We start from the raw sequence: 25,262 nt of genomic DNA, 5'->3' as shown, positions 1-25,262 counted from the left end.
CTGCAGGGGCATCGGTTCGTGGTGGACGGAGCAGCCGGGCGTCAGCCGACCGCGCCCTCCATCTGCAGCTCGATCAGCCGGTTGAGCTCCAGCGCGTACTCCATGGGCAGCTCGCGCGCGATCGGCTCCACGAAGCCGCGGACGATGGTGGCCATCGCCTCGGTCTCCTCCAGGCCGCGGCTCATGAGGTAGAAGAGCTGGTCCTCGCTGACCTTGGAGACGGTCGCCTCGTGGCCCATCGACACGTCGTCCTCGCGGACGTCCACGTACGGGTAGGTGTCCGAGCGGGAGATCGTGTCCACCAGCAGCGCGTCGCACAGCACGTTCGACTTGGAGCCGGCGGCGCCCTCTCCGATCTCGATCAGGCCGCGGTAGGAGGTGCGGCCACCGCCGCGGGCCACCGACTTGGAGACGATCGAGGAGGAGGTGTTCGGCGCCATGTGCACCATCTTGGCGCCGGCGTCCTGGTGCTGGCCCTCGCCGGCGAAGGCGATCGACAGGGTCTCGCCCTTGGCGTGCTCGCCCATCAGGTAGACGGCCGGGTACTTCATGGTCACCTTGGAGCCGATGTTGCCGTCGACCCACTCCATGGTCGCGCCCTCGTACGCCACGGCGCGCTTGGTGACCAGGTTGTACACGTTGTTCGACCAGTTCTGGATCGTCGTGTAGCGGCAACGGCCGCCCTTCTTCACGATGATCTCGACCACGGCGCTGTGCAGGGAGTCCGACTTGTAGATCGGCGCCGTGCAGCCCTCGACGTAGTGGACGTAGGCGTCCTCGTCGACGATGATCAGCGTCCGCTCGAACTGGCCCATGTTCTCGGTGTTGATCCGGAAGTAGGCCTGCAGCGGGATCTCGACGTGCACGCCCTTCGGCACGTAGATGAAGGAGCCGCCGGACCACACCGCGGTGTTCAGGGAGGCGAACTTGTTGTCACCCGCCGGGATGACCGTGCCGAAGTACTCCTGGAACAGCTCCGGGTGCTCCTTCAGCGCCGTGTCGGTGTCCAGGAAGATGACGCCCTGCTCCTCCAGGTCCTCGCGGATCTGGTGGTAGACGACCTCCGACTCGTACTGCGCGGCCACTCCCGCGACCAGCCGCTGCTTCTCCGCCTCGGGGATGCCCAGCTTGTCGTAGGTGTTCTTGATGTCCTCGGGCAGGTCCTCCCAGGACTCCGCCTGCTTCTCCGTGGACCGCACGAAGTACTTGATGTTGTCGAAGTCGATGCCGGACAGGTCCGAGCCCCAGGTGGGCATGGGCTTCTTCCCGAAGAGCTTCAGGCCCTTGAGACGCAGCTTGAGCATCCACTCGGGCTCGTGCTTCTTCGCGGAGATGTCGCGGACGACGTCCTCGCTCAGACCTCGACGAGCGGCGGCACCGGCTACGTCCGAGTCGGCCCAGCCGTACTCGTAGTTGCCCAGACCCTCGAGTTCAGGGTGAGCCGTCTCCAGGGGGGCAGTCATGCGGGGTTCCTCCCGGCGTTGCTTGCGGTGTTGGTCGGTGCGGTGGTTCCGGCCGGCGACGCGGTCTTCGGCACGAAGGTGGTGCAGACACCGTCTCCGTGCGCGATGGTCGCCAGCCGTTGTACATGGGTGCCGAGCAGGCGCGAGAAGACCTCGGCCTCCGCCTCGCACAGCTGCGGGAACTGCTCGGCGATGTGGGCCACCGGGCAGTGGTGCTGGCAGAGCTGCTCCCCGGCGGAGGCGGGCGCGCCGCGCGTGGTGGCAGCGTACCCGTCCTGGCTGAGGGCCTTGGCGAGCGCCTGCGTGCGCTCCTCGGGGTCGGCCGCCTCGACGACCGCCCGGTAGCGCTCGGCCTGCGCGGCGACCCGGGCGCGGGCGAAGGCGGACACCGCGGCGTCGCCCTCCTCCCCGCCTCCGGCGGACTCGGCGATCCAGCGCAGGGCGTCGGCGGCGAGCTGGTCGTAGGCCTGGTCGAAGGCGTCGCGGCCGCAGTCGGTCAGCGCGAACACCTTGGCCGGGCGACCGCGGCCGCGGTTCCCGTAGACCCGCTTCTCACGCGGCTCGACCATGCCCTCGGCAAGGAGCGCGTCCAGGTGGCGACGTACGGCCGCCTGGGTCAGCCCGAGCCGTTCCGCCAGGTCGGCGGCGGTCGACGGCCCGTGGACCAGGACGGACCTGGCGACCCGGTTGCGGGTGCTCCGCTCCCCGGTCGTCTGCTCCTCCTGAGCCTCGGACACGTTTTTCACAAGACCAGTGTTGCGTAATTCATCTCGGAGAGGCAAGCGGCGGTCCCCCGGGCGGATGTCTGCTGCGTCACTTAGGGAAACCTAACCTGACCTGCGGAAACGATCTTCGCCGGTGCCCGGGACCGGTGGCCGGGACCCGGCCCCCGCGCACCCGCCGCGACCGGCGGCGGCGCCATCGGGCGCCGCCCTCCCGGCGGAGCGCGCCCCGGGGGTTCGTAGACTTCCCGTCATGCGAATGGACCCCGCGGTCGAGGTGACCGGACTGGTCAAGCGATACGGCCCCAAGACCGCGGTGGACGGGCTCGACCTGACCGTCGCCCGGGGCACCGTGGCCGCCGTGCTCGGACCCAACGGAGCCGGCAAGACCACGACCGTCGAGACCTGCGAGGGGTACCGCCGTCCCGACGGGGGCCGGGTCCGCGTGCTGGGGCTCGACCCGGTACGGGAGACCGCCGCGCTACGGCCCCGGATCGGCGTGATGCTGCAGTCCGGCGGCGTGTACGCCGGTGCCCGCGCCGAGGAGATGCTGCGGCACACCGCCAAGCTGCACGCCCACCCCCTCGACCCCGCCCTGCTGATCGAGCGGCTCGGCCTGGAGTCCTGCGGCCGTACCCCGTACCGCCGGCTCTCCGGCGGCCAGCAGCAGCGTCTGGCGCTCGCGATGGCCGTCGTGGGCCGCCCGGAGCTGGTGTTCCTGGACGAGCCGACGGCCGGACTGGACCCGCAGGCCCGCCGCGCCACCTGGGAGCTGGTCCGCGAGCTGCGCGCCGACGGCGTGACCGTCGTCCTGACCACGCACTTCATGGACGAGGCCGAGCAGCTCGCGGACGACGTCGTGATCGTCGACAAGGGCCGCGTGATAGCGAGCGGCACCCCCGAGGAACTGTGCCGCGGCGGCGCGGAGAACACCCTGCGCTTCAACGGCCGCCCGGGCCTGGACCTCGCCTCGCTGCTCAAGGCACTGCCCGCCGACTCCGCCGCCGTGGAGCTCACCCCGGGCAGCTACCGCATCGAGGGCAAGGTCGATCCGCAGATGCTGGCCACCGTCACCTCCTGGTGCGCCCAGCACGGCGTGATGCCCGACCGCCTCGCGGTCGAGCGGCGCACCCTGGAGGACGTCTTCCTGGAGCTCACCGGCAAGGAGCTGCGTTCGTGACCGCCACCGCCACCGGCACCTTCACCCCCGACCCCGGCGCGGCCCCGCTGCCCCGGATGATCGGCGCGCAGACGGCACTGGAGACCCGGATGCTGCTGCGCAACGGCGAGCAGCTGCTGCTGACCGTCGTCATCCCCACGCTGCTGCTGGTGCTCTTCAGCGCCGTCGACATCGTCGACACCGGCGCCGGCAAGGCCGTCGACTTCCTGGCCCCCGGCATCCTCGCGCTGGCCGTGATGTCCACCGCCTTCACCGGCCAGGCCATCGCCACCGGCTTCGAGCGGCGCTACGGCGTGCTGAAGCGGCTCGGCGCGTCACCGCTGCCGCGCTGGGCACTGATGACAGCCAAGACCGGCTCCGTGCTGGTCACCGAGATCCTGCAGGTCGTCCTGCTCACCGTGATCGCGTTCGCCCTGGGCTGGTCGCCGCACGGCAACCCGCTCTCGGTGCTCCTGCTGCTCGCCCTGGGCACGGCGGCCTTCTCGGGCCTCGGCCTGCTGATGGCCGGCACGCTCCGCGCCGAGGCCACGCTCGCCGCCGCGAACCTGGTCTTCCTGCTGCTGCTCGTCGGCGGCGGGGTGATCGTGCCGCTCGACAGGTTCCCCGGCGCTGCGCGCTCCGTCCTGGAACTGCTGCCGATCTCGGCCCTGTCGGACGGTCTGCGCGACGTCCTCCAGCACGGCGCGGGCGTGCCCTGGGGCGACCTCGGGATCCTCGCCGTGTGGGCGGTGCTGGGGCTCGGCGCGGCGGCGCGCTGGTTCAGGTGGGAATGACGCGGTCCCCGTAGCGGGCGAAGCCGGCGTCCTTCCGCTGGTCGACGCCGCTCGTGTCCCCGTGCCCTCCCCTGGGCGTCCCCCTCGTGAAGGAATGCACAAGGAGGCCCCTACGATGGTGGCCGTGCCGAATCTCAGCCAAGCAGGCCAAGCCGTGCGAAACCCCCTGGCCTTCATCGCCCAGCGCTGGACCCCGTCCCCCGAGACGGTCCGGCGGGCCGCGCTGGCCGCGCTCGTGATGAGCGTCGTCATCGTGGTGACCGGCGGCGCCGTCCGGCTGACCGGTTCGGGTCTCGGCTGCCCGACCTGGCCCAAGTGCACCGACGACAGCCTCACCGCGACCGGCGCCATGGGGCTGCACGGGGCGATCGAGTTCGCCAACCGCATGCTGACCTACGTGCTGTGCGCGGCCGTCGGCTGGGCGATCGTCGCCGCGCGGGCCGCGGAGCCGTGGCGGCGCGGGCTGACCCGGCTGGGCTGGGCCCAGTTCTGGGTCGTCATGGGCAACGCCGTACTCGGCGGCATCACCGTCCTGACCGGTCTCAACCCGTACACCGTCGCCGCGCACTTCCTGCTCTCCAGCGCGCTGATCGCCGTCGCGCTGCTGATGTGGCAGCGGGCCGGCGAGGGCGACGCGGGACTGCGGCCCCTGGTCGGCAAGCCGGTCAGGCAGCTGGCGTGGGTGCTGGTCGCCGCCTCCGCGGCACTGATCGCGGTCGGCACGCTCGTGACGGGCGCGGGGCCGCACGCGGGCGACAGCAGCGATGTGCCGCGCGTCCCGGTGAAGTGGGAGACCATCTCGCAGCTCCACGCCGACCTGGCGTGGGTGGTGTGCGGGCTGACGATCGCGCTGTGGTTCGTGCTGCGCGCCGTCGACGCCCCCGGGGGACCGCGGGCCCGGGTGCGGGACCTGCTGGTCGTGCTGCTGGCGCAGGGCGTCATCGGCTACGTCCAGTACTTCACGAAGCTGCCCGAGGTGCTGGTGGCCCTCCACATGCTCGGGTCGACGCTGGTGTGGATCGCGGTGCTGCGGGTGCTGCTCTCGATGCGCGAGCGCCCGGAGACCGGGCCCGGGGAGGCGCCGGTGACCGAGGCCGTCGCGTCCGCCCCCGAGCCCGCGCCGGCCGCCTAGCCGCCACCGGCCGCCCGGTCAGCCGAGCCGGTACAGCCGGCGCGCGTTGTCCGCGGCCACCATGGCCGCGACGCGCCGGGCGTCGGCCGCCGACCAGGCACCGTCCGCGACCCAGCCGCCCAGCACGTCGCGCACCGCGCAGCGGAATACCTCGGCGCCGGTCACGTACAGCTCGGGCAGCCCGTAGGCGTCCGTGGAGAACAGCAGTTTCCCGAACGGCGCCAGCTCCAGGAACTCCGCGAGGACCGCGCCCGCCCGTGCCCCCACATGGGTGAGGGCCAGACCCACGTCCGCGTGCACGTGGGGGAAGACGTTCGCCAGGTAGGCCGCCTGACGGTGGTACGGGTAGCAGTGCAGCAGCACCAGGTCGGTCCCCGTGCCCGCGGTCGCCCGGGCGAAGTCCGTCAGCAGCGCCGGATCGGCGTGGTCGAGCCGCAGGTCCGGGTCGCCGAATCCGGTGTGCAGTTGCAGCGGCAGCCCGGTCGCGACGGCCGTCCACAGCAGGTGCCGCAGCAGGACGGGGTGGTCGAGCCGGGTGCCGCCGGCGCGGCGCGCGTCCAGCCACGCCCCGGCGGCGTGCCGCACCTCACCGGGCGCCGGGGGCTCCGGGGCCAGGCCCAGTCCGTGGCGGTAGGCGGCGATCGACTTGAAGCCGGCGGCGGTGCGCGCGGCGGCGTGGACCGCCTCGGCGATGCCCTCGACCAGGGCCCCGGGCGAGTCGCAGGTCCCGGCGACGTCCTCGGCGAGCCGTTCCAGCCGCACGATCTCCCGCTGCGCTCCCCCACCCGCCGCGGCCAGCTCCGCGGGCGTCGTCAGGTCGCCCGTCAGTCCGGTGTCGACGACGTACGTGCCGATGCCGCTGCCGTGCAGCAGCCGGCGCGTGGTCTCGTGCGACCCGAGCTCACGGCGCCGTGCGAGGTAGCTCGCCGGCGGGCAGTGCGGCTCCAGGCCGAGCAGCGGCGGGCACCAGCGGCGGACGGCGAAGCCGGTCTGGGTGTCGAAGTAGGTGGTGCCGGGCGCCGCGGGCGCGTCGGACTCGGTGAGGTACCCCTCGAAGGCCGCGATGCCGAGCTCGCCGCGGACGACGCCGTGGCAGTGGTGGTCGACCAGCGGCGGCAGCTCGATCACCAGCGCCACCGGGTGGCCTCCGCGAGCTCGGCGGGACCGTACTCGGCCAGTGCCTCGGACTCGGCGCGCCGCACCGCGACCACCGCGCCGAACAGCGCCTCCCCCAGCGCCTCCTTCAGCGTCCCGCTGCGCACCAGGTGCGAGACGGCCTCGCTGAGCGAGGTCGGCAGCCGTTTCTGGTCGCCGCGCTCGCCGGGATCGCCGCTGACCGGAGGGGGCAGCGTTCCCGCGCCGTCGCGCAGGCCGGCCAGGCCCGCCGCGATGACGGAGCCGACCAGGAGATAGGGGTTGGCCGCCGCGTCGAACGGCTTGAGCTCGGCGTGGCCGCCGTCGGGGTCGTCGGACTCGCCCGGCACCAGGCGCAGCGCCGCCTCGCGGTTCTCCACGCCCCAGCAGCGGTGCACGCCGGCCCAGTGGGAGGGGACGAGCCGCAGGTAGCTGGCCGGGGACGGGGCGCCGATGGCGCAGAGGGCGGGCAGGGCGTCGAGCACGGCCGCCAGGAAGGTGTTCGCGACGGGCGCCAGGCCGTACGGGGTGCTGGGGTCGCGGTGCAGGTTGTGCCCGTGCTCGCGCAGGCTCAGGTGCAGGTGGCAGCCGTTGCCCACCTGCCCGGCGACGACGGCCGGGGCGAAGGAGGCGCGCAGGCCGTGGGCGGCGCTGACCGCGCGTACGGTCTCGCGGACGAGGACGACCTCGTCGGCGGCGCGCACCGGGTCGGCGGGCGCGGTGGAGACCTCGAACTGGCCGGGCGCGTACTCGGGGTGCACCTGCAGCACCTCGATGCGCTGCGCGGCGAGCGCGTCGTGCAGGTCGAGCAGGTAGTCCGAGAGTTCGGTCACCCGCGTCAGGCCGTAGGCCGGGCCGCGGGAGGCCCAGTCGCCGCTGCCGTCGTCCTTGACCACGACCCATTCGGTCTCGAAGCCCATCCGCAACTCCAGGCCGCGCTCGGCGGCCCGCGCCGTCATGCGCCGGGCGAACAGCCGCTGGCAGGCAGGGTGCGGGCGGCCGTCCTGGTCGTAGCGGTCGGCCGGGGCCCAGGCCCAGCCGGGGCGGGCGGCCAGCACGGTGAGGCGGTCCAGGTCGGGGAAGAGACGCAGGTCACCGTCGGGGCCGGCGATGTGCGGGGAGGAGGTGATGGCATCGTCGGAGGTGAAGACGTCGAAGACCGGCGACATGCCCACCCCGCGGTGCGCGGCGTGCGGCAGCCGGGCGGTCGGCACGGTCTTGGCCCTGCTGATGCCCGCGTTGTCGACCCAGCTGACGGCGACGGCGCGCACGCCCTCCGCGGACAGCCGCGCCGCTTCCCGGCGGGCCGTCAGCCGCCGTTCGTCCCGTTCCTCGGTCTCCACCGACGCCTCCTCGTACCGGCCCGTCCGGTCGACCGGACCACTCCATGGTGGTCCTAACGGGCGGGCCCGGCGTCAGGTGTTGGCGCGTCCGCCGATCTGGATCCCGGCCATCCGCGACCACTCGTAGCGGCCGGTGCGCACCTTGGCCGCCAGGTCGCCGTCGAAGGACTCGTGCACCGTGATCCCGGAGCGCTCGACGGCGCTGCGGGCGATGTCGTACGTGGGCGCCACCAGGTCGCCCCACTCGCCGTTCTCGCCGACGAGCACGATGCGGGTGCCGACCTCGCCGATGTACGCGATCTGGCCCTCGGCGCCGCCGCCGTGGCTCTTGGCGAACGCGGTGATCTGCTTCGCCAGGCGGGCGGCGCGGCGCTCGGCACGGGCCGCGGCCCGGCGGTCCGCGGCCTGGGTGACTGCTTCCTGGGTCTCTGCCATGAAGGGAATGCTACCCGCCGGTAATCAGCGCAGGAAGGGGTCCACGGCGACGGCGACGAACAGCAGCGTCGCGTAGGTGATCGACCAGTGGAACAGCCGCATCTCCTTCAGCTTGGCGCCGACCACACCGGCCTTCGCCCGCCCGTACAGGGCGTGCGCCTCGACCAGCCAGAAGGCGCCCAGCAGCACGGCGGCGGCCGCGTAGAACCAGCCCGCCGCGCCGAGCGGCCACCACAGGGTGAGCGAGACCAGCACCATCACCCAGCTGTAGATGACGATCTGCCGGCCCACCACGACGTTGCCCGCCACGACCGGCAGCATGGGCACGCCGACGCGCGCGTAGTCGTCCTTCACCTTCATCGACAGCGGCCAGTAGTGCGGCGGCGTCCAGAAGAAGAGGACGAGGAAGAGGACGAACGGCGCCCAGGCCAGTTCGTCCCGCACCGCCGACCACCCGATGAGCACCTGCATGCAGCCCGCGATGCCGCCCCAGACGATGTTCTGGGCGGTGCGGCGCTTGAGGCCGAGGGTGTAGACGAAGACGTAGTAGAGGATGGCCGTGAGGGACAGCGCCGCCGACAGCGGGTTGACGAGCACCCAGAACCAGGCGGTGGAAACCACCGAAAGCGTGATGCCGAAGACCAGGCACTCCCACGGCGCGACCATGCCGGTCACCAGCGGGCGCTGCTCCGTACGGTGCATGAGCGCGTCGATGTCACGGTCGATGTACATGTTGAGGGCGTTCGCGCCGCCCGCCGACATGTAGCCGCCGATCATGGTCGTCGCGACCAGCCAGAGGTCGGGCACACCACCCGCCGCAAGGAACATCACCGGAACCGTCGTGATGAGCAGCAGCTCGATGATGCGCGGCTTGGTCAGCGCCACGAACGCCATCACACGGGCACCGAACGGCCGGTGGCGATGGCTCGATCCGATGGCTCCGGCGGGCCGGGATTCGACGGCCGTCACGAACACCCCTGAGGAAAAGTCCAGCAAGCGGCTCCGCTTGCGCGTACCACGCCACTTTAGACGTAGCGGATACTCCACCCGCGCTCGGGGGTGGCACGTGTTGGCCTCCATAGCGCAAGAGAGGCGCAACCTGAAGGTGTTCTGTGTTCAACAGGCGAAGAAACGCTGACCGGGGCACGCTGGTGACACCACCGGTGCCGGGGAGGGAATGTGGCTGCCCGGGGATCGGTTGCCGCAGGCGTCGAGCCCGCACTCGAATAGGTGCACGTACGTGCAGGGGTAGGCTCGGCAACGCCCGGTGTGCACTTCGTCACCGGCGTAATACATGTGGAGAGGAGCCCTCTCAGGTGAGCACCGAGCCGACCACCACCGAGCTGGAGTGGACCGAGCTTGACAGGCGTGCGGTTGACACCGCCCGGGTTCTGGCGATGGATGCCGTGCAGAAGGTCGGCAACGGCCATCCGGGTACGGCGATGAGCCTCGCCCCCGCGGCCTACCTGCTGTTCCAGAAGCTGATGCGGCACGACCCCTCGGACGCCGGGTGGACCGGTCGCGACCGCTTCGTCCTCTCGCCGGGACACACGTCCCTGACGCTTTACACGCAGCTCTTCCTTTCGGGGTACGGCCTGGAGCTGGAGGACCTCAAGGCCTTCCGCACCTGGGGCTCGCGCACCCCCGGCCACCCCGAGCACGGTCACACGACGGGTGTGGAGACCACCACCGGCCCGCTGGGCCAGGGTGTCGCCAACGCGGTGGGCATGGCGATGGCCGCCCGCTACGAGCGCGGCCTGTTCGACCCGGACGCGGCGCCGGGCGAGTCGGTCTTCGACCACACCATCTGGGCGATCGTCTCCGACGGCGACCTGGAGGAGGGCATCTCCGCCGAGGCGTCCTCGCTGGCCGGGCACCAGAAGCTGGGCAATCTGATCGCCCTCTACGACGACAACCACATCTCGATCGAGGGCGACACCGCGACCGCCTTCTCCGAGGACGTCCTGAAGCGCTACGAGGCCTACGGCTGGCACGTGCAGCGCATCGAGCAGGACCCCTCGGGCGACTTCGACGTCCAGGCCCTGTACGCCGCCTTCGCGAAGGCCAAGGCCGTCACCGACCGCCCCTCGATCATCGCGGCCCGCACGATCATCGCCTGGCCCGCCCCGAACGCGCAGAACACCGAGGCCGCCCACGGCTCGGCACTGGGCGACACCGAGGTCGCGGCCACCAAGAAGGTGCTGGGCTTCGACCCCGAGCAGGACTTCGAGGTCGTCCCCGAGGTGCTGGCGCACGCCCGCAAGGTCGCCGACCGCGGCCGCGAGGCCCACGCGGAGTGGACCAAGCGGTTCGAGGAGTGGCGCTCCGCCAACCCGGAGCGGGCCAGGACCTTCGACCGCATCCACGCCGGCGAGCTCCCGGCCGGCTGGGAGGACGTCGTCCCGGAGTTCCCCGCGGGCAAGGACGTCGCCACCCGCAAGGCCTCCGGTGAGGTGCTGAAGGCGCTGGGCGGCGTGATCCCCGAGCTGTGGGGCGGCTCCGCCGACCTGGCGGGCTCGAACCTCACCACCATCGACGCCTCGTCCTCGTTCCTCCCGGCGGACAACCCGCTGCCGGAGGCGAACCCGTACGGCCGCACCGTGCACTTCGGCATCCGCGAGCACGCCATGGGCTCGACCATGAACGGCATCGCGCTGCACGGCAACACCCGCGTCTACGGCGGCACCTTCCTGGTGTTCTCCGACTACATGCGCCCGGCGGTCCGCCTGGCGGCGCTGATGAAGCTGCCGGTCTCCTACGTCTGGACGCACGACTCCATCGGCCTGGGCGAAGACGGCCCGACCCACCAGCCGATCGAGCACCTGGCAGCGCTGCGCGCCATCCCCGGCCTCAACGTCGTCCGGCCGGCCGACGCCAACGAGACGGCGATCGCCTGGGCGGAGATCCTGCGCCGCCACACGGCCAAGCCCGCCCCGCACGGCGTGGCGCTGACCCGGCAGAACGTGCCGACCTACCCGGCGAACGAGGACGCGGCCAAGGGCGGGTACGTGCTGTTCGACGCCGAGGGCGGCCAGCCTCAGGTGATCCTGATCGCGACCGGCTCCGAGGTGCAGCTGGCCGTCGAGGCCCGCGAGCAGCTGCAGGCCGACGGCATCCCGGCGCGCGTGGTCTCCATGCCGTCCGTGGAGTGGTTCGAGGAGCAGGACCAGGCCTACCGCGACAGCGTCATCCCGCCGAACGTGCGGGCGCGGGTCGCCGTCGAGGCCGGAATCGGGCTGACCTGGCACCGCTTCGTCGGTGACGCGGGCCGGATCGTGTCCCTGGAGCACTTCGGGGCAAGCGCCGATTACAAGGTCCTCTACCGCGAGTTCGGTCTGACCGCGGAGGCCGTGGCCGCCGCAGCGCGCGACTCGCTCGCCGCCGCCGCACGCTGACGCACGGACCCATACGACGTACCGAGGAGATGCAGAACCCATGACAGACGCACTCAAGCGCCTCTCCGACGAGGGCGTGGCGATCTGGCTCGACGACCTGTCCCGCAAGCGGATCACCTCCGGCAACCTGGCCGAGCTCATGGACCAGAGCCACGTGGTCGGTGTCACCACCAACCCCTCGATCTTCCAGAAGGCGATCTCCAGCGGGGACGGCTACGAGCAGCAGCTCACCGACCTCGCCGCCCGGAAGCTGACGGTGGACGAGGCCCTGCGCATGATCACCACCGCTGACGTACGCGACGCCGCCGACGTGCTGCGCCCGCTGTACGACGCCAGCGGCGGCCAGGACGGCCGGGTGTCCATCGAGGTCGACCCGCGTCTGGCGCACAACACCGCCGCCACCATCGCCGAGGCCAAGCAGCTCGCCTGGCTGGTTGACCGGCCCAACACCCTGATCAAGATCCCGGCCACCAAGGCGGGCCTGCCGGCCATCACCGAGGTGATCGGCCGGGGCATCAGCGTCAACGTCACGCTGATCTTCTCCCTGGAGCGCTACCGCGAGGTCATGGACGCCTACCTGGCGGGCCTGGAGAAGGCCCGGGCCGCGGGCCTGGACCTCTCCCTGATCCGCTCGGTGGCCTCCTTCTTCGTCTCGCGGGTGGACACCGAGATCGACAAGCGCCTGGAGAAGCTGGGCAGCGACGAGGCCAAGTCCCTCAAGGGCAAGGCCGCCGTCGCCAACGCCCGGCTCGCCTACCAGGCGTACGAGGAGGTCTTCTCCTCCGACCGCTGGCAGGCGCTGGAGCACGAGGGCGCGCACAAGCAGCGTCCGCTGTGGGCCTCCACCGGCGTGAAGGACCCGTCCTACCCCGACACCCTGTACGTGACCGAGCTGGTCGCCCCCGGCATCGTCAACACCATGCCCGAGGCCACGCTCGACGCGGTGGCCGACCACGGTGAGGTCACCGGCGACACCATCCGCGGCACGTACGAGCAGTCCCAGGGCGAGCTGGACGCGATCGCCGCGCTCGGCATCTCGTACGACGACGTCGTCCAGCTGCTGGAGGACGAGGGCGTCGAGAAGTTCGCGGCGTCCTGGAACGAGCTGCTGGGCTCGACCGAGGCCGAGCTCAAGCGCCTGGCGCCGAAGGAGGCGTAAGCACGTTGAGCAGCGCCAACCCGCTGCGTGACGCATCGGACCGACGGCTCCCGCGCATCGCGGGACCGTCGGGCCTGGTGATCTTCGGCGTCACGGGCGATTTGTCACGTAAAAAGCTGATGCCTGCCGTGTACGACCTCGCCAACCGGGGGCTGCTGCCGCCGGGCTTCTCGCTCGTCGGCTTCGCCCGCCGCGACTGGGCGGACGAGGACTTCGCGCAGGTCGTCCACGACTCCGTCAAGGAGCACGCGCGCACCCCCTTCCGCGAGGAGGTCTGGCAGCAGCTCTCCGAGGGGATGCGGTTCGTCCCCGGCGACTTCGACGACGACCAGGCCTTCGAGAAGCTGCGCGGCACGGTCGACGAACTGGACAAGGCCCGCGGTACCGGCGGCAACTTCGCCTTCTACCTCTCGGTGCCGCCCAAGTTCTTCCCGACCGTGGTCCAGCAGCTGAAGAAGCACGGGCTGTCCGACCCGCCCGAGGGATCCTGGCGACGCGCCGTCATCGAGAAGCCCTTCGGCCACGACCTGGCCAGCGCCCAGGAGCTCAACCAGGTCGTCCACCAGGTCTTCCGCTCCCAGGACGTCTTCCGGATCGACCACTACCTGGGCAAGGAGACGGTCCAGAACATCCTGGCGCTGCGGTTCGCCAACACGATGTTCGAGCCGCTGTGGAACCGTTCCTACGTCGACCACGTGCAGATCACGATGGCCGAGGACATCGGCATCGGCGGCCGCGCGGGCTACTACGACGGGATCGGCGCCGCGCGCGACGTCATCCAGAACCACCTGCTCCAACTCCTCGCGCTGACCGCCATGGAGGAGCCCGCCTCCTTCGACGCCAAGTCGCTGGTGCAGGAGAAGCTCAAGGTGCTGCAGGCGGTCAAGCTGCCGGCGGACCTCGGCAGGCACACGGTGCGCGGGCAGTACGCGCACGGCTGGCAGGGCGGGGAGGAGGTGCTCGGGTACCTGGAGGAGGACGGCATCGACGCCAAGTCCAAGACCGACACCTACGCCGCCATCAAGCTGGCCATCGACAACCGCCGCTGGGCCGGCGTCCCCTTCTACCTGCGCGCCGGCAAGCGCCTGGGCCGCCGTGTCACCGAGATCGCGGTCGTCTTCCAGCGCGCCCCGCACTCCCCGTTCGACAACACCGCGACCGAGGAGCTCGGGCAGAACGCCCTGGTCATCCGGGTCCAGCCGGACGAGGGCGTGACGATCAGGTTCGGTTCGAAGGTGCCGGGCACCTCGATGGAGATCCGGGACGTGACGATGGACTTCGCCTACGGCGAGTCCTTCACCGAGTCCAGCCCGGAGGCCTACGAACGGCTGATCCTGGACGTCCTGCTCGGCGACGCCAACCTCTTCCCACGGCACCAGGAGGTCGAGGAGTCCTGGCGGATCCTCGACCCGATCGAGGAGTACTGGGACCGGCACGGCAAGCCCGAGCAGTACACCGCGGGCACCTGGGGTCCGAAGGCGGCGGACGAGATGCTCGCACGAGACGGCAGGAGCTGGCGCCGGCCATGAACATCGATCTGACCGAGACGACCTCAAGCAAGATCAATTCGGCGCTGATCAAGGCGCGCAGGGCCATCGGCAGTCCGGCCGTCGGCATGGTGCTGACCCTCGTCATCGTCACCGACGAGGGCAACCACTACGACGCCCTCAAGGCCGCCTCCGACGCCTCCCGCGAGCACCCCTCGCGCATCCTGGTCGTCATCAAGCGCCCCGGCCGCTCCCCCCGCGACCGGCGCAGCGCCCGCCTCGACGCCGAGGTGCGCGTCGGCGGAGAGTCCGGCACCGGCGAGACCGTCCTGCTCCGCCTCCACGGCGAACTCGCCGACCACGCCGAGAGCGTCGTGCTGCCGCTGCTGCTGCCCGACGCCCCCGTCGTCGTCTGGTGGCCCGAGGACGCCCCGGCGAACCCCGCCGAGGACCTGCTGGGCCAGCTCGCGGCCCGCCGGATCACCGACGCGGCGGCCACCGAGGACCCGGTCGCCGCACTGGGACTGCGCGCCGAGACGTACACCCCCGGCGACACCGACCTCGCCTGGACCCGGATCACCCCGTGGCGCAGCGTGCTGGCCGCGGCCCTGGACCAGAAGGAGGCAGCGGTCAAGGGCGCCGTCGTCGAGGGCGAGGCGTACAACCCGAGCACGGAGCTGCTCGGGCTGTGGCTCGCCCGGCGGCTCGGTGTGCCCGTCAGGCGGAAGGTCTCCGACGGCCCCGGCATCACCGCCGTACGGCTGGCGACCGCGGACGGCGAGATCTGCCTGGACCGGCCGACCGGCGCCCTGGCCGAGCTCGCCATCCCCGGCCAGCCGGACCGGCACGTGGCACTGCAGCGGCGGGCGACCTCGGACCTGATCGCCGAGGAGCTGCGCCGGCTCGACCCCGACGAGGCGTACGCGGCCGCGGTCAAGTTCGGCGTGGACCGGCTGGGGCGCGCCGAGGACGCCGCCGAGCCGGCCGCCGCGGGGGCGGGGCCGGCCCAGAACGGCGGTTCGGACAAGGCGGCCGTCACGTGACCGCCCCCCAGGTGGTGGTCCACCGGGACAAGGAACTGATGGCGCAGGCCGCGGCGGCCCGGCTGATCACGAAGATCGTGGACGCCCAGGCCGCCCGCGGCTCCGCCTCGGTGGTGCTCACCGGCGGACGCAACGGCAACGCCCTGCTCGCCGCCCTGGCCGCCTCGCCGGCCAGGGACGCGGTGGACTGGACGCGGCTGGACCTGTGGTGGGGCGACGAGCGGTTCCTGCCCTCGGGCGATCCGGAACGCAACGAGACCCAGGCCCGTGAGGCGCTGCTCGACGCGGTTCCGGTCGACCCGGCGCGGGTCCATCCCATGCCGCCCTCGGACGGGCCGCTCGGCAACGACGCGGACGCCGCTGCCGAGGCCTACGCCCAGGAACTGGCGTCGGCTGCCGGTCCCGAGGACCACGGGCCGGTGCCCTCCTTCGACGTGCTGATGCTCGGCGTGGGGCCGGACACGCACGTGGCCTCGCTGTTCCCCGGGCACCCCGGGGTCCGCGAGACCGAGCGCACGGTCGTGGGCGTGCACGGCTCCCCCAAGCCGCCGCCGACCCGGATCTCGCTCACCCTGCCCGCCATCCGTGCCGCCCGCGAGGTGTGGCTGCTGGCGGCGGGCGAGGACAAGGCGGGCGCCGTGGCCATCGCCCTGTCCGGGCCCGGTGAGATCCAGGCCCCGGCGGCGGGTGCCCATGGGCGGGCCCGCACGCTGTGGCTGCTGGACCGTACGGCCGCCGCGAAGCTGCCCCCGCAGTTGTACCCGCCGTCCTCCCCGTGAGGCGGTGACCGGCGCGGGACGCGACGCAGGACGCCGGGCGGGCTCCGAGGAGCCCGCCCGGCGTCCTTCTACCGCGTCTGCGGCGTCTCAGCGGCCGCGCAGCGCCCGGTAGGTGGCCACGAGGGCCTTGGAGGACGCGTCGAGACCGGGCACCTCGGCGCCCTCGGTCAGGGCGGGCTCCACGCGCTTGGCGAGGACCTTGCCCAGCTCGACGCCCCACTGGTCGAAGGAGTCGATGTTCCAGACCGCGCCCTGTACGAAGACCTTGTGCTCGTAGAGCGCCACCAGCTGCCCCAGCACCGACGGGGTCAGTTCCTTGGCGAGGACCGTCGTCGTCGGGTGGTTGCCGCGGAAGGTGCGGTGCGGGACCTGCGCCTCCGGGACGCCCTCGGCACGGACCTCCTCGCTGGTCTTGCCGAAGGCCAGCGCCTGCGTCTGGGCGAAGAAGTTGGCCATCAGCAGGTCGTGCTGGGCGGCGAAGGCCGGCTCCAGCTCTTCGACCGGGTTGGCGAAGCCGATGAAGTCCGCGGGGATGAACTTCGTGCCCTGGTGCAGCAGCTGGTAGTAGGCGTGCTGCCCGTTGGTGCCGGGCGTGCCCCACACGACCGGGCCGGTCTGCCAGTCGACGGGCCGTCCCTCGCGGTCCACGTACTTGCCGTTGGACTCCATGTCGAGCTGCTGCAGGTAGGCCGTGAACTTCGACAGGTAGTGGCTGTACGGCAGGACGGCGTGCGCCTGCGCGTCGAAGAACTGCCCGTACCAGACGCCCAGCAGACCCATCAGCAGCGGCGCGTTGGCCTCCGGAGGGGCGGTGCGGAAGTGCTCGTCGACGAGGTGGAAGCCGGCCAGCATCTCCCGGAACTGCTCCTCGCCGATGGCGATCATCAGCGAGAGCCCGATGGCGGACGGGTACGAGTAGCGCCCGCCGACCCAGTCCCAGAACTCGAACATGTTGTCGGTGTCGATGCCGAACTTGGAGACCTCCGCCGCGTTCGTGGACACCGCCACGAAGTGGAAGCGCACCGCGTCCTGGTCGCCGCCGAGCCCGTCGAGCAGCCACTCGCGCGCCGAGGTGGCGTTGGTGATGGTCTCGATGGTGGTGAACGTCTTGGACGCGACGATGAACAGCGTCTCGGCGGGGTCCAGTCCGTGCAGCGCCTCGTGGAGGTCGGCGCCGTCCACGTTGGAGACGAACCGGAAGGTGAGCCCGCGGTCGGTGAACGCGCGCAGCACCTCGTAGGCCATCGCCGGTCCCAGGTCGGAGCCGCCGATCCCGATGTTCACCACGTTCTTGATGCGGCGTCCGGTCGAGCCGACCCACTTGCCCGTGCGGACGGAGTTGGCGAAGCTCCCCATCCGGGTGAGCACGTGGTGGACCCCGGGCACCACGTTGACGCCGTCGACCGTGATCTCGGCCGACTGCGGGGCGCGCAGCGCCGTGTGCAGCACGGCGCGGTCCTCGGTGACGTTGATCTTCTCGCCGCTGAACATGGCGTCCCGCAGTGCGGCGACACCGGTGGCCGCCGCGAGGTCGCGCAGCAGACGCAGCGTCTCGTCGGTCACCAGGTGCTTGGAGTAGTCCAGATGGAGATCGCCGACCTGCACGGTGTAGCGCCGGGCGCGGTCCGGGTCGGCGGCGAACAGCTCCCGCAGGTGGGTCGCGCCCAGCTCCTCGTGGTGCTCGGCGAGCGCGTGCCACTCGGGCCGCTGGTCGAGACGGGTTCGGCCCTGCGTGTTGGTATCGGACATCAGTCCACTTCTCCTCGTCCTCCTGCTGCAGGTCCAAACTAGTTGATTACCTGCACGCCGTTGTTTCACCTCCGCCGTCTGGCGTGGTGACGATCGGACGAAGAACAGGCAACGCGCAGCCGAGCACGGCGGCCGCGACCAGCAGCGGGGTGTTCGGCCCGAGGATCTGCGCCGCGGCGCCGCCCAGCAGGGCGCCGAGCGGAGCCCCCGCCACTCCCAGGGTGCGCATGGCCGCGCTCACCCTGCCCAGCAACTTCTCGGGCGTGCGCTGCTGCATCAGGGTGGTCTCGTTGACGTTCCACACCATGCCGAGGGCACCGAAGACGGCCAGGGCGGCCGCGGTCACCGGCAGGGAGCGCACGGTGCCGGCCACGACCAGGCAGCCGGCCTGGAGTGCCAGGCCCGGCGCGAGGCTCCTGACGCGGCCGCCCAGCAGCGCGGAGAGCCGCCCCGCGGCCGCTCCCCCGGCCACGCTGCCCGCCCCGTAGGCGACCAGCACGAGGGCGTATCCCGTGCGCCCGGCGTGGAGCCAGCCGGTGACCTGGAGGACGAGGGTCGCCACCAGGGCGCCGATGCCCACGTTGACCACGGTGTTGGCCGTGCACAGCGCCCGCAGCACGCGGTCCCGCCACAGCACCCGTATGCCCTCGGCGATGTCCTGCCGCATGGTGCGGCCCGCGGCCCGCGCCGCTCGTTCGGGTGCGGGCAGCCGCAGCGAGGCCACCAGCCCGGCCGCGACCGCGTAGGTGAGGGCGTCCACCCCGAACGGCAGCGCGGCCGTGAGGCCGAACAGCACCGGCACCAGCGGCGCGGCGAGGAAGGTCGCGGCTATGGTCTGACCGGTCATCAGGCGGGCGTTGGCGCGGCCCAGGGACCGGGAGGGGACGACCGCCGGCAGCAGTGAGGTCGCCGCGTTGTCGAAGAGGGTCTGCAGTGTGGTCAGCGCGAACGCCAGCACGAGCAGCAACGCGATGCCCGCCCGGTCCAGCCACACCGCGAACGCGAAGACGGCCGTGAGCGCGCCCCGCACGGCGTCCACGGCCCACATGGCGCGCCGTTGGTCCACCCGGTCGGCCACCGCCCCGCCGAGCAGCCCGAAGACGAGCCAGGGCACGAAGCCGGCGGCGGTGACGAGCGAGACCAGCAACGGCGAGTCGGTCAGGCCCACGGCGAGCAGCGGCAGCGCCGCCGCCCGCAACCCGTCACCGAACCGCGAGACCGCCGCGGCCGTCCACAGCCGCCCGAACCCGCCCCGCCACTGCGGCGTGCGCTCCCGGCCCTGCGCGATGCCGACGCTCATGGATCCCCCCGCTCACCGGTCCTCGACCTTCGTCACAGACCGTAGCGGGGGCCACTGACAACGCAGCGTCCGCGCAGGTCAGAACCCTCCGCGGTGCAGCCTCTCCCCGTAGTGGCGCTCCAGGACGAGGTTGCGCTCGAAGCCGCCGGGGACGTTGGCCGAGACGTACACCGGTGCCTGGTGGCCCTCGGCGGTCATCAGGCCGACGGCCTCGGCGACGGTCATCTGGACGAGCATGGCCGAGGTGATCGTGGAGATCCCGCACAGCGAGCCGCCGTCGGGCAGCGGGAGCAGGGCGTCGCCGGTCGGCGCGCCGTTGTCCAGGACGACGTCGGCGACGTCGGCCAGGCGCTTGCCACCTGCGTGCAGCGCCGGGACGGAACGGGTGTGCCGCAGCGAGGTGAGGGCGATCAGCGGGTGGCCGGCGTCCTTCACGTGCAGGGCGAAGTCGACGATCGAGTTGTTGACGCCGGAGTTGGAGATGACGACGAAGACGTCCCGCGGATGCGGGGCGGCCAGTTCGTACAGACGCTTGCCGAGCCCCGGCGACCGCTCCAGCAACGGGTCGGAGAGCACCGAGAGGTCCTCGCCACCCCGGAGCACCAGGTCCGACAGCCCGATGCGGTTGGTGGGGATGAGCCCACCGGCACGTCCGGCGATCTCCAGCGCCGTGGCCTGCGAGTGGCCGGTCCCGAAGGCCTGGACGATGCCGTCCGCGGCGACGCAGTCGGCGATCAGCCGGGCGGCGGCGGCCACGGAGTCCCTGTTGCCGGCGACCACGCGGTCGATGACCGTCCTCGCCTCGTCGGCGAAGCGTGCGGCGGTGGTCGTCACGTCGTCGGCCATGGCCGATTCCCCCTGAGTCCAGTGATCCGGCGGATGCTCCTCCGAAACGATGGACGAGAGGTCTAGTCCACGTCAATCCCCCGGTGGACGCCTCCTGTCGGCGCCGCCCGAACCGTCCGGTTCGCTCCCGCTCAGTCCCCGTTCACCCGCAGCCGGGCCAACGCCAGTGCGCCCGCGCCGCCGTCGCGCACCGGCTGGACGTCCAGGTCCATCTCCTCGGCACGAGCCACCACCCGGCCGAGCAACGGCCCCGTCGGGCCCAGCAGCCCGCCGGTGACGACCAGGGGTTCGCCCGGGCGCGGGTCCAGCGCGGCGACGGTGGCGGCGAGTTCGTCCGCGGCGTCGTCCAGCAGGGAACCGGCGACCTCGTCGCCGTCGCGGTCGGCGATGACAGCGAGCGGGCTCAACCGGGCCAGCCTGACCGGGGGTTCGGCGTACACCAGCGGCACCAGACGGTTGCGCAGCACGTGGCACTCATGGCCGCCGGGACGCTCCTGCGCGAGGTACGGGCCTCCGGGGGAACCCATGTAGTGGGAGAGCACGCCCTCGACGAGGATCGTCCACGGCCCGCGCCCGTCCAGCGCACGCAGGGCGGCCCGCATGACCTCGCGGCCCAGCCAGAACCCGCTGCCCTCGTCGCCGATCAACCAGCCGTTGCCGTCCGCGACGAGGGTCTGCTGGCGCTTCTCGATCCGCGCGGCGACGGCTCCCGTCCCGGCGACCAGGGCCAGACCGTCCGCCGGCGTGCCCGGCGCGGAGGCGAAGGCGACCTCGATGTCGCCGCAGACCGTCACCTCGGGCGTGCCGACGCCGTGGCTGTCGAGCGCCGCCCGCAGACAGGAGGTTGCCAGTTCGTGCCCCGTCTCGGGGCCGGTGCCGACCGCCGCACCGGCGAAGCCGCCCACGACGGACGTGACCTCGCCTCTGCGGTCCTCCGGGACCGCGCCGCGGATGGCGTCCGCGAGGTGCTGCGTCAGCGCCACACGTTCGACGGTCATCGCGTTGCCGGGCCCGCCCTCGCCCTCGCCGAGCACCACGCCTTCGCGCGCCGCCTCGGCCAGGTAGGCGCGCGTCCGGGTTCCGCCCGCATCGATGCCGATCACCAGAGACACGACACGGAGTATACGTTTTGGTTACGCACAGTCGAAGGGACGCGACGGGCCCGGCCGCGAAAGAAGGGTCTTCCTCGCGGGCCGGGCCCGTGGAGTTTCAGCCGGTACGGCTCAGATCTCGCCGCGCAGCTTGGCGAGCGCCTCGGCGAGGATCGCCTCGCCGTCGGCCGCGCTGCGCCGCTCCCGCACGTACGCCAGGTGCGTCTTGTACGGTTCGGTGCGCGGCGGCGCCGGGGGGTTCTCCTCGTCCTGTCCGGCCGGGAAGCCGCAGCGAGGGCAGTCCCAGGTCTCCGGGATCTGCGCGTCGCTCGCGAAACTCGGCCGGGTCTCGTGCCCGTTGGAGCACCAGAAGGAGATGCGCAGGCGCGGCGCGGACTCGCCCCGCTCGGCCTCTCCCATCGGCCCCGCCCCGACCCGACTGCCACGGATCGCGTTGCCACTTGCCACGGTCGTAACTCCCTGCGTGATGGTGCTGCGAGGTCGCCCAGTTTACGGAGACCGGTCCACCCCCCGCGCCTGCGGGGAAAGGGCACCGTATCCCATGACGCGCTCCCATGATAAGTCGCGCCGACGACGAAGCGTCACTTCTCCCCGGAAGCTGGGGACTCGGTCACTTCTGGAACTTCAGCAGAAGCCCGAGGGCGACAATGCACGCAAACCACAGCAGACCGATGACAACCGTGATCCGGTCGAGGTTGCGCTCGGCCACCGAGGAACCGCCGACGGACGACTGCATGCCGCCGCCGAACATGTCGGACAGACCGCCGCCCTTGCCCTTGTGCATCAGCACGAGCAGCAACAGCAGCAGGCTGAAGATGATGAGGGCGATGGAGAACCCGATGACCACAGCTGGACCAACTCTCTCGGTGACCTAGGACGACGCGGGGGCCGGGCCGCTGCCTGCTATGCAGCGCTCCGACCCCCGACAGAGTACTTCGGGCAGGGCCCGACAGCCTACTGCCGCGAAACTTACTGGTCGCGGAAGCGGATGATCCTGACGAACTCCTCCGGGTCCAGCGCCGCGCCGCCGACCAGGGCGCCGTCCACGTCCGGCTGCGCCATGATCGCCGCGATGTTGCCGGCCTTGACCGAGCCGCCGTACTGGATGCGGATCGCGTCGGCCACCTCCTGGCCGTACAGCTCGGCCAGACGGCCGCGGATCGCCCCGCAGACTTCCTGGGCGTCCTCGGGGGTGGCGACCTCGCCGGTGCCGATGGCCCACACCGGCTCGTAGGCGACGACCAGGGTCGCGGCCTGCTCGGCCGGGACGTCCTTCAGGGCGCCGTCGACCTGGGCGAGGGTGTACGCCACCTGCTCACCGGCCTTGCGGACGTCCAGGCCCTCGCCGACGCAGACGATCGGCGTCAGCTCGTGCCGGAACGCCGCCTTGACCTTGGCGTTCACCTGCTCGTCGGTCTCGTGGTGGTACTGGCGGCGCTCCGAGTGGCCGATGACCACGTACGAGCACTTCAGCTTGGCCAGCATCGAGCCGGAGATCTCACCGGTGTAGGCACCGGAGTCGTGCGCCGACAGGTCCTGGGCGCCGTACTTGATCTTCAGCTTGTCGGCCTCGATCAGGGTCTGCACCCCCCGGAGGTCGGTGAAGGGCGGCAGTACGACGGCCTCGACGGCGTCGAAGTCCTTGTCGTTGAGCGCGAAGGCGAGCTTCTGGACGTGGTGGATGGCCTCGAGGTGGTTGAGGTTCATCTTCCAGTTGCCCGCCATGATCGGCGTGCGCGAGGTCATCGGGTCAGTCCTCCAGTGCGGCGAGGCCGGGGAGCGTCTTGCCCTCGAGGTACTCGAGGCTCGCGCCACCACCGGTCGAGATGTGGCCGAAAGCGTTCTCGTCGAAGCCCAGGATACGGACGGCCGCGGCCGAGTCGCCGCCGCCGACCACGGTGAACGCGGGGCTGTCGATCAGCGCCTGGGCGATCGCGCGGGTGCCCTCGGCGTAGTCGGGGTGCTCGAAGACGCCCATCGGGCCGTTCCAGAAGACGGTGGCCGCGTCGGCGAGCTTCGAGGCGAAGAGCTTGCGGGACTCCGGACCGATGTCCAGGCCCTGCACGTCGGCGGGGATGGCGTCGACGCCGACGACCAGCGGGTTGGTGTCGACCGGGTTCTTCAGGTCCGGGAAGGACGGGGCGGCGACGACGTCCACGGGCAGCACGAACTCCACGCCCTTGGCCTTCGCGCGCTCCAGGTACTCGGTGACCGCGGGGATCTGGTCCTCCTGCAGCAGGCTGTTGCCCACCTCGTGGCCCTGGGCCTTGAGGAAGGTGTAGACCATGCCGCCGCCGATCAGGATCCGGTCGGCGCGCTCCAGCAGGTGGTCGATGACCCCCAGCTTGTCGGAGACCTTGGCGCCGCCCAGCACCACCGCGTACGGACGGGACACGTCCTCGGTGAGCTTCTTCAGTACGGTGACCTCGGTGGCGATCAGCAGACCCGCGGCGTGCGGCAGCCGGGCCGGCAGGTCGTACACGGAGGCGTGCTTGCGGTGCACCGCGCCGAAGCCGTCACCGACGTACAGCTCGGCCAGCTCGGCCAGCTGCCCGGCGAAGGCGCCGCGCTCGGCGTCGTCCTTGCTGGTCTCACCCGGGTTGAAGCGCAGGTTCTCCAGCAGCGCCACCGAGCCGTCGGTGAGGGCGTCCACCGTCCCGCGGGCGCTCTCGCCGACCGTGTCGGTCGCGAACGCCACCTGCGTGCCCAGGATTTCACCCAGACGCGCCGCGACGGGGGCGAGCGAGAACTGCGGGTCGGGCGCGCCCTTGGGGCGGCCCAGGTGGGAGGCGACGATCACCTTGGCGCCGGCCTCGGCCAGCTTGGCGATGGTCGGTACGACGGCGCGGATGCGGCCGTCGTCGGTGATGGTCGTGCCGGACAGCGGCACGTTGAGGTCGGCGCGCACGAACACGCGCTTGCCGCCGACCCCCTCGTCGACGAGTTCGTCGATCGTCTTCATGGTGGAGGCTCCCCTGCCTTGGTCCTGACTGGTCGGATCGCTCCGACCGCCACGTCATGGGACAGGGCCCGGACGACGGCACGTCGTCCGGACCCTGTCCTCATCGCATGGCGGGCGGTCGAGCGGGTGTCAGAGCTGGCCGCCGACGAAGACGGTCAGGTCGACGAGGCGGTTGGAGTAACCCCACTCGTTGTCGTACCAGCCGATGACCTTGACCTGCTTGCCCTGCGCCATCGTCAGCGAGGAGTCGAAGGTGCAGGAGGCCGGCCAGTTGACGATGTCCGACGAGACGATCGGGTCCTCGGTGTACTCCAGGATGCCCTTGAGCTGGCCCTCGGCGGCCTTCTGGAAGGCCGCGTTGACCTCGTCCTTGGTGACCTCGCGCTCGAGCTCGATGACCAGGTCGGTCACGGAGCCGGTCGGGACCGGGACGCGCATGGCGATGCCGTCCAGCTTGCCCTTCAGCTGCGGGAGCACCAGGGCGGTGGCCTTCGCGGCACCCGTCGAGGTCGGGATGATGTTCTCCGCGGCGGCACGGGCGCGACGCAGGTCCTTGTGCGGGAAGTCCAGGATGCGCTGGTCGTTGGTGTACGCGTGCACGGTGGTCATCAGACCCTTGACGATGCCGAAGTTCTCGTCGAGGACCTTGGCCATCGGCGCCACACAGTTGGTGGTGCAGGACGCGTTGGAGATGATGTTGTGCTTCGCCGGGTCGTACTTCTCGTTGTTGACGCCCATCACGATGGTGATGTCCTCGTCGGAGGCGGGCGCCGAGATGATGACCTTCTTGGCGCCGCCGTCGAGGTGCTTCTTGGCGTCGGCGGCCTTGGTGAAGATGCCGGTGGACTCGATCACGATGTCGACGCCGAGCTCGCCCCACGGGATGTCGGCGGGGTTGCGCTCGGACAGCACCTTGATGGTGTGGCCGTCGACGGTGATGGAGTCGGCGGTGTGCGTGACCTCGGCCTTCAGGCGGCCCAGGATCGTGTCGTACTTGAGCAGGTGCGCGGTGGTGGCCGTGTCACCCAGGTCGTTGACAGCCACGATCTCGATGTCCGCACCCTGGTCCAGGGCGGCACGGAAGAAGTTTCGACCGATGCGACCAAAGCCGTTGATGCCTACGCGGATCGTCACGAACCGATCTCCTCGCTGGTGTGCCGGAGGCCATTTCGCTCCGGCTGCGACGTATTGGGATGTCCCCGACCAAGGACGACCCTACCTCCCCGGGCACCCGGCGGTGACATCGGC

The 25,262-nt window shown here is 71.5% G+C and carries 23 protein-coding genes; 8 read left to right on the top strand and 15 right to left on the bottom strand.

The annotated features are described in order from the left end of the window. Positions 1–41: 41 nt before the first annotated feature. Both sufB and ACFYYN_RS12000 read right to left on the bottom strand, forming a co-directional pair. Positions 42–1,463: a Fe-S cluster assembly protein SufB gene (sufB, locus tag ACFYYN_RS12005; RefSeq protein ID WP_500545625.1), complete on the bottom strand. Its 1,422-nt coding sequence runs from the start codon at positions 1,461–1,463 to the stop codon at positions 42–44. Continuing rightward, positions 1,460–2,209, bottom strand: a complete 750-nt coding sequence (locus ACFYYN_RS12000) for a helix-turn-helix transcriptional regulator (RefSeq protein WP_500327251.1) — start codon at positions 2,207–2,209, stop codon at positions 1,460–1,462. Before ACFYYN_RS12000 ends, sufB begins: the two co-directional genes overlap by 4 nt. A gap of 229 nt (positions 2,210–2,438) precedes the next feature. On the opposite strand from ACFYYN_RS12000, the gene ACFYYN_RS11995 reads away from it, so the two are divergent. The 3 genes from ACFYYN_RS11995 to ACFYYN_RS11985 all read left to right on the top strand — a co-directional run bounded on the left by ACFYYN_RS11995 (position 2,439) and on the right by ACFYYN_RS11985 (position 5,270). Continuing rightward, the gene (locus tag ACFYYN_RS11995; RefSeq protein WP_500545623.1) at positions 2,439–3,365 is read left to right on the top strand and encodes an ABC transporter ATP-binding protein; all 927 of its coding nucleotides are present in this window, start codon (positions 2,439–2,441) and stop codon (positions 3,363–3,365) included. A 56-nt stretch (positions 3,366–3,421) separates the two neighbouring features. Next, on the top strand, positions 3,422–4,138 hold the full coding sequence (locus ACFYYN_RS11990) for an ABC transporter permease (RefSeq protein WP_500545728.1): 717 nt from the start codon (positions 3,422–3,424) through the stop codon (positions 4,136–4,138). 115 nt (positions 4,139–4,253) lie between these two features. After that, a complete protein-coding gene (locus ACFYYN_RS11985) occupies positions 4,254–5,270 on the top strand; it encodes a COX15/CtaA family protein (protein WP_500545622.1) in 1,017 nt (338 codons plus the stop codon). A gap of 18 nt (positions 5,271–5,288) precedes the next feature. Here the strand turns inward: ACFYYN_RS11985 and ACFYYN_RS11980 are convergent, their stop codons facing one another. The 4 genes from ACFYYN_RS11980 to ACFYYN_RS11965 form a co-directional block, all read right to left on the bottom strand. Next, the gene (locus ACFYYN_RS11980; RefSeq protein WP_500545726.1) at positions 5,289–6,398 is read right to left on the bottom strand and encodes an amidohydrolase family protein; all 1,110 of its coding nucleotides are present in this window, start codon (positions 6,396–6,398) and stop codon (positions 5,289–5,291) included. Beyond that, positions 6,395–7,747: a glutamine synthetase family protein gene (locus ACFYYN_RS11975; RefSeq protein WP_500545621.1), complete on the bottom strand. Its 1,353-nt coding sequence runs from the start codon at positions 7,745–7,747 to the stop codon at positions 6,395–6,397. Before ACFYYN_RS11975 ends, ACFYYN_RS11980 begins: the two co-directional genes overlap by 4 nt. A 72-nt stretch (positions 7,748–7,819) precedes the next feature. After that, positions 7,820–8,182 (bottom strand): hypothetical protein, encoded by a 363-nt coding sequence (locus ACFYYN_RS11970; RefSeq protein ID WP_499511226.1) that lies wholly within the window; start codon positions 8,180–8,182, stop codon positions 7,820–7,822. Between the two features lie 24 nt (positions 8,183–8,206). Further along, positions 8,207–9,151: a heme o synthase gene (locus ACFYYN_RS11965; protein WP_500327244.1), complete on the bottom strand. Its 945-nt coding sequence runs from the start codon at positions 9,149–9,151 to the stop codon at positions 8,207–8,209. Positions 9,152–9,498: 347 nt separating this feature from the next. Here ACFYYN_RS11965 and tkt point away from each other — a divergent pair, with 347 nt between their 5' ends. Genes tkt through pgl form a run of 5 tightly spaced genes read left to right on the top strand, consistent with a single transcriptional unit; the run spans position 9,499 to position 16,045 of the window. Further along, entirely contained in the window at positions 9,499–11,577 is a 2,079-nt protein-coding gene (gene tkt / locus ACFYYN_RS11960) for a transketolase (RefSeq protein ID WP_500545620.1), read from the top strand. A gap of 40 nt (positions 11,578–11,617) precedes the next feature. Next, positions 11,618–12,736, top strand: a complete 1,119-nt coding sequence (tal, locus tag ACFYYN_RS11955; protein ID WP_500327240.1) for a transaldolase — start codon at positions 11,618–11,620, stop codon at positions 12,734–12,736. A 5-nt stretch (positions 12,737–12,741) separates the two neighbouring features. Next, a complete protein-coding gene (zwf, locus tag ACFYYN_RS11950; protein WP_500545619.1) occupies positions 12,742–14,265 on the top strand; it encodes a glucose-6-phosphate dehydrogenase in 1,524 nt (507 codons plus the stop codon). Then, the gene (gene opcA / locus ACFYYN_RS11945) at positions 14,262–15,266 is read left to right on the top strand and encodes a glucose-6-phosphate dehydrogenase assembly protein OpcA (protein WP_499511231.1); all 1,005 of its coding nucleotides are present in this window, start codon (positions 14,262–14,264) and stop codon (positions 15,264–15,266) included. The genes zwf and opcA overlap by 4 nt, the downstream gene beginning before the upstream one ends. Further along, positions 15,263–16,045, top strand: a complete 783-nt coding sequence (pgl, locus tag ACFYYN_RS11940; RefSeq protein WP_500545618.1) for a 6-phosphogluconolactonase — start codon at positions 15,263–15,265, stop codon at positions 16,043–16,045. The genes opcA and pgl overlap by 4 nt, the downstream gene beginning before the upstream one ends. An 87-nt stretch (positions 16,046–16,132) precedes the next feature. Here the strand turns inward: pgl and pgi are convergent, their stop codons facing one another. The 9 genes from pgi to gap form a co-directional block, all read right to left on the bottom strand. Next, positions 16,133–17,794 carry a glucose-6-phosphate isomerase gene (gene pgi / locus ACFYYN_RS11935; protein ID WP_500545617.1) on the bottom strand — a complete coding sequence of 554 codons (1,662 nt, stop codon included), beginning with the start codon at positions 17,792–17,794 and terminating at the stop codon, positions 16,133–16,135. Positions 17,795–17,840: 46 nt separating this feature from the next. Continuing rightward, a complete protein-coding gene (locus tag ACFYYN_RS11930) occupies positions 17,841–19,094 on the bottom strand; it encodes an MFS transporter (RefSeq protein ID WP_500545616.1) in 1,254 nt (417 codons plus the stop codon). Positions 19,095–19,172: 78 nt separating this feature from the next. After that, complete coding sequence (locus ACFYYN_RS11925) at positions 19,173–19,940, bottom strand: sugar isomerase domain-containing protein (RefSeq protein WP_500545615.1); 768 nt, start codon at positions 19,938–19,940, stop codon at positions 19,173–19,175. Positions 19,941–20,071: 131 nt separating this feature from the next. Further along, a complete protein-coding gene (locus ACFYYN_RS11920; RefSeq protein WP_500545614.1) occupies positions 20,072–21,052 on the bottom strand; it encodes an N-acetylglucosamine kinase in 981 nt (326 codons plus the stop codon). 111 nt (positions 21,053–21,163) lie between these two features. Further along, positions 21,164–21,499 carry an RNA polymerase-binding protein RbpA gene (locus ACFYYN_RS11915; protein WP_361803309.1) on the bottom strand — a complete coding sequence of 112 codons (336 nt, stop codon included), beginning with the start codon at positions 21,497–21,499 and terminating at the stop codon, positions 21,164–21,166. Between the two features lie 163 nt (positions 21,500–21,662). Then, on the bottom strand, positions 21,663–21,899 hold the full coding sequence (gene secG, locus ACFYYN_RS11910) for a preprotein translocase subunit SecG (protein WP_018557252.1): 237 nt from the start codon (positions 21,897–21,899) through the stop codon (positions 21,663–21,665). 122 nt (positions 21,900–22,021) lie between these two features. Beyond that, complete coding sequence (gene tpiA, locus ACFYYN_RS11905; protein ID WP_500545613.1) at positions 22,022–22,798, bottom strand: triose-phosphate isomerase; 777 nt, start codon at positions 22,796–22,798, stop codon at positions 22,022–22,024. Between the two features lie 4 nt (positions 22,799–22,802). Continuing rightward, positions 22,803–24,014 (bottom strand): phosphoglycerate kinase, encoded by a 1,212-nt coding sequence (locus ACFYYN_RS11900; RefSeq protein ID WP_500545612.1) that lies wholly within the window; start codon positions 24,012–24,014, stop codon positions 22,803–22,805. 129 nt (positions 24,015–24,143) lie between these two features. Next, a complete protein-coding gene (gap, locus tag ACFYYN_RS11895) occupies positions 24,144–25,148 on the bottom strand; it encodes a type I glyceraldehyde-3-phosphate dehydrogenase (protein WP_499511239.1) in 1,005 nt (334 codons plus the stop codon). Positions 25,149–25,262: the final 114 nt, after the last annotated feature.

Origin of the sequence: Streptomyces sp. NPDC001902 (genome assembly GCF_042891295.1) — a bacterium.
Classification (GTDB): domain Bacteria; phylum Actinomycetota; class Actinomycetes; order Streptomycetales; family Streptomycetaceae; genus Actinacidiphila.
The sequence above is the reverse complement of the archived record's forward strand: the minus strand, read 5'-3'. Positions and strand labels throughout refer to the sequence as shown.

Bases quoted from the DNA above. Each gene is read 5' to 3' on its own strand.
- sufB (WP_500545625.1), bottom strand. From the start codon at position 1,463: ATGACTGCCCCCCTGGAGACGGCTCACCCTGAACTCGAGGGTCTGGGC.
- ACFYYN_RS11995 (WP_500545623.1), top strand. From the start codon at position 2,439: ATGCGAATGGACCCCGCGGTCGAGGTGACCGGACTGGTCAAGCGATAC.
- tal (WP_500327240.1), top strand. From the start codon at position 11,618: ATGACAGACGCACTCAAGCGCCTCTCCGACGAGGGCGTGGCGATCTGG.
- pgi (WP_500545617.1), bottom strand. From the start codon at position 17,794: ATGTCCGATACCAACACGCAGGGCCGAACCCGTCTCGACCAGCGGCCC.
- tpiA (WP_500545613.1), bottom strand. From the start codon at position 22,798: ATGACCTCGCGCACGCCGATCATGGCGGGCAACTGGAAGATGAACCTC.
- ACFYYN_RS11925 (WP_500545615.1), bottom strand. From the start codon at position 19,940: ATGGCCGACGACGTGACGACCACCGCCGCACGCTTCGCCGACGAGGCG.
- ACFYYN_RS11985 (WP_500545622.1), top strand. From the start codon at position 4,254: ATGGTGGCCGTGCCGAATCTCAGCCAAGCAGGCCAAGCCGTGCGAAAC.
- ACFYYN_RS11900 (WP_500545612.1), bottom strand. From the start codon at position 24,014: ATGAAGACGATCGACGAACTCGTCGACGAGGGGGTCGGCGGCAAGCGC.
- ACFYYN_RS11970 (WP_499511226.1), bottom strand. From the start codon at position 8,182: ATGGCAGAGACCCAGGAAGCAGTCACCCAGGCCGCGGACCGCCGGGCC.
- opcA (WP_499511231.1), top strand. From the start codon at position 14,262: ATGAACATCGATCTGACCGAGACGACCTCAAGCAAGATCAATTCGGCG.
- ACFYYN_RS11990 (WP_500545728.1), top strand. From the start codon at position 3,422: ATGATCGGCGCGCAGACGGCACTGGAGACCCGGATGCTGCTGCGCAAC.
- ACFYYN_RS11930 (WP_500545616.1), bottom strand. From the start codon at position 19,094: ATGAGCGTCGGCATCGCGCAGGGCCGGGAGCGCACGCCGCAGTGGCGG.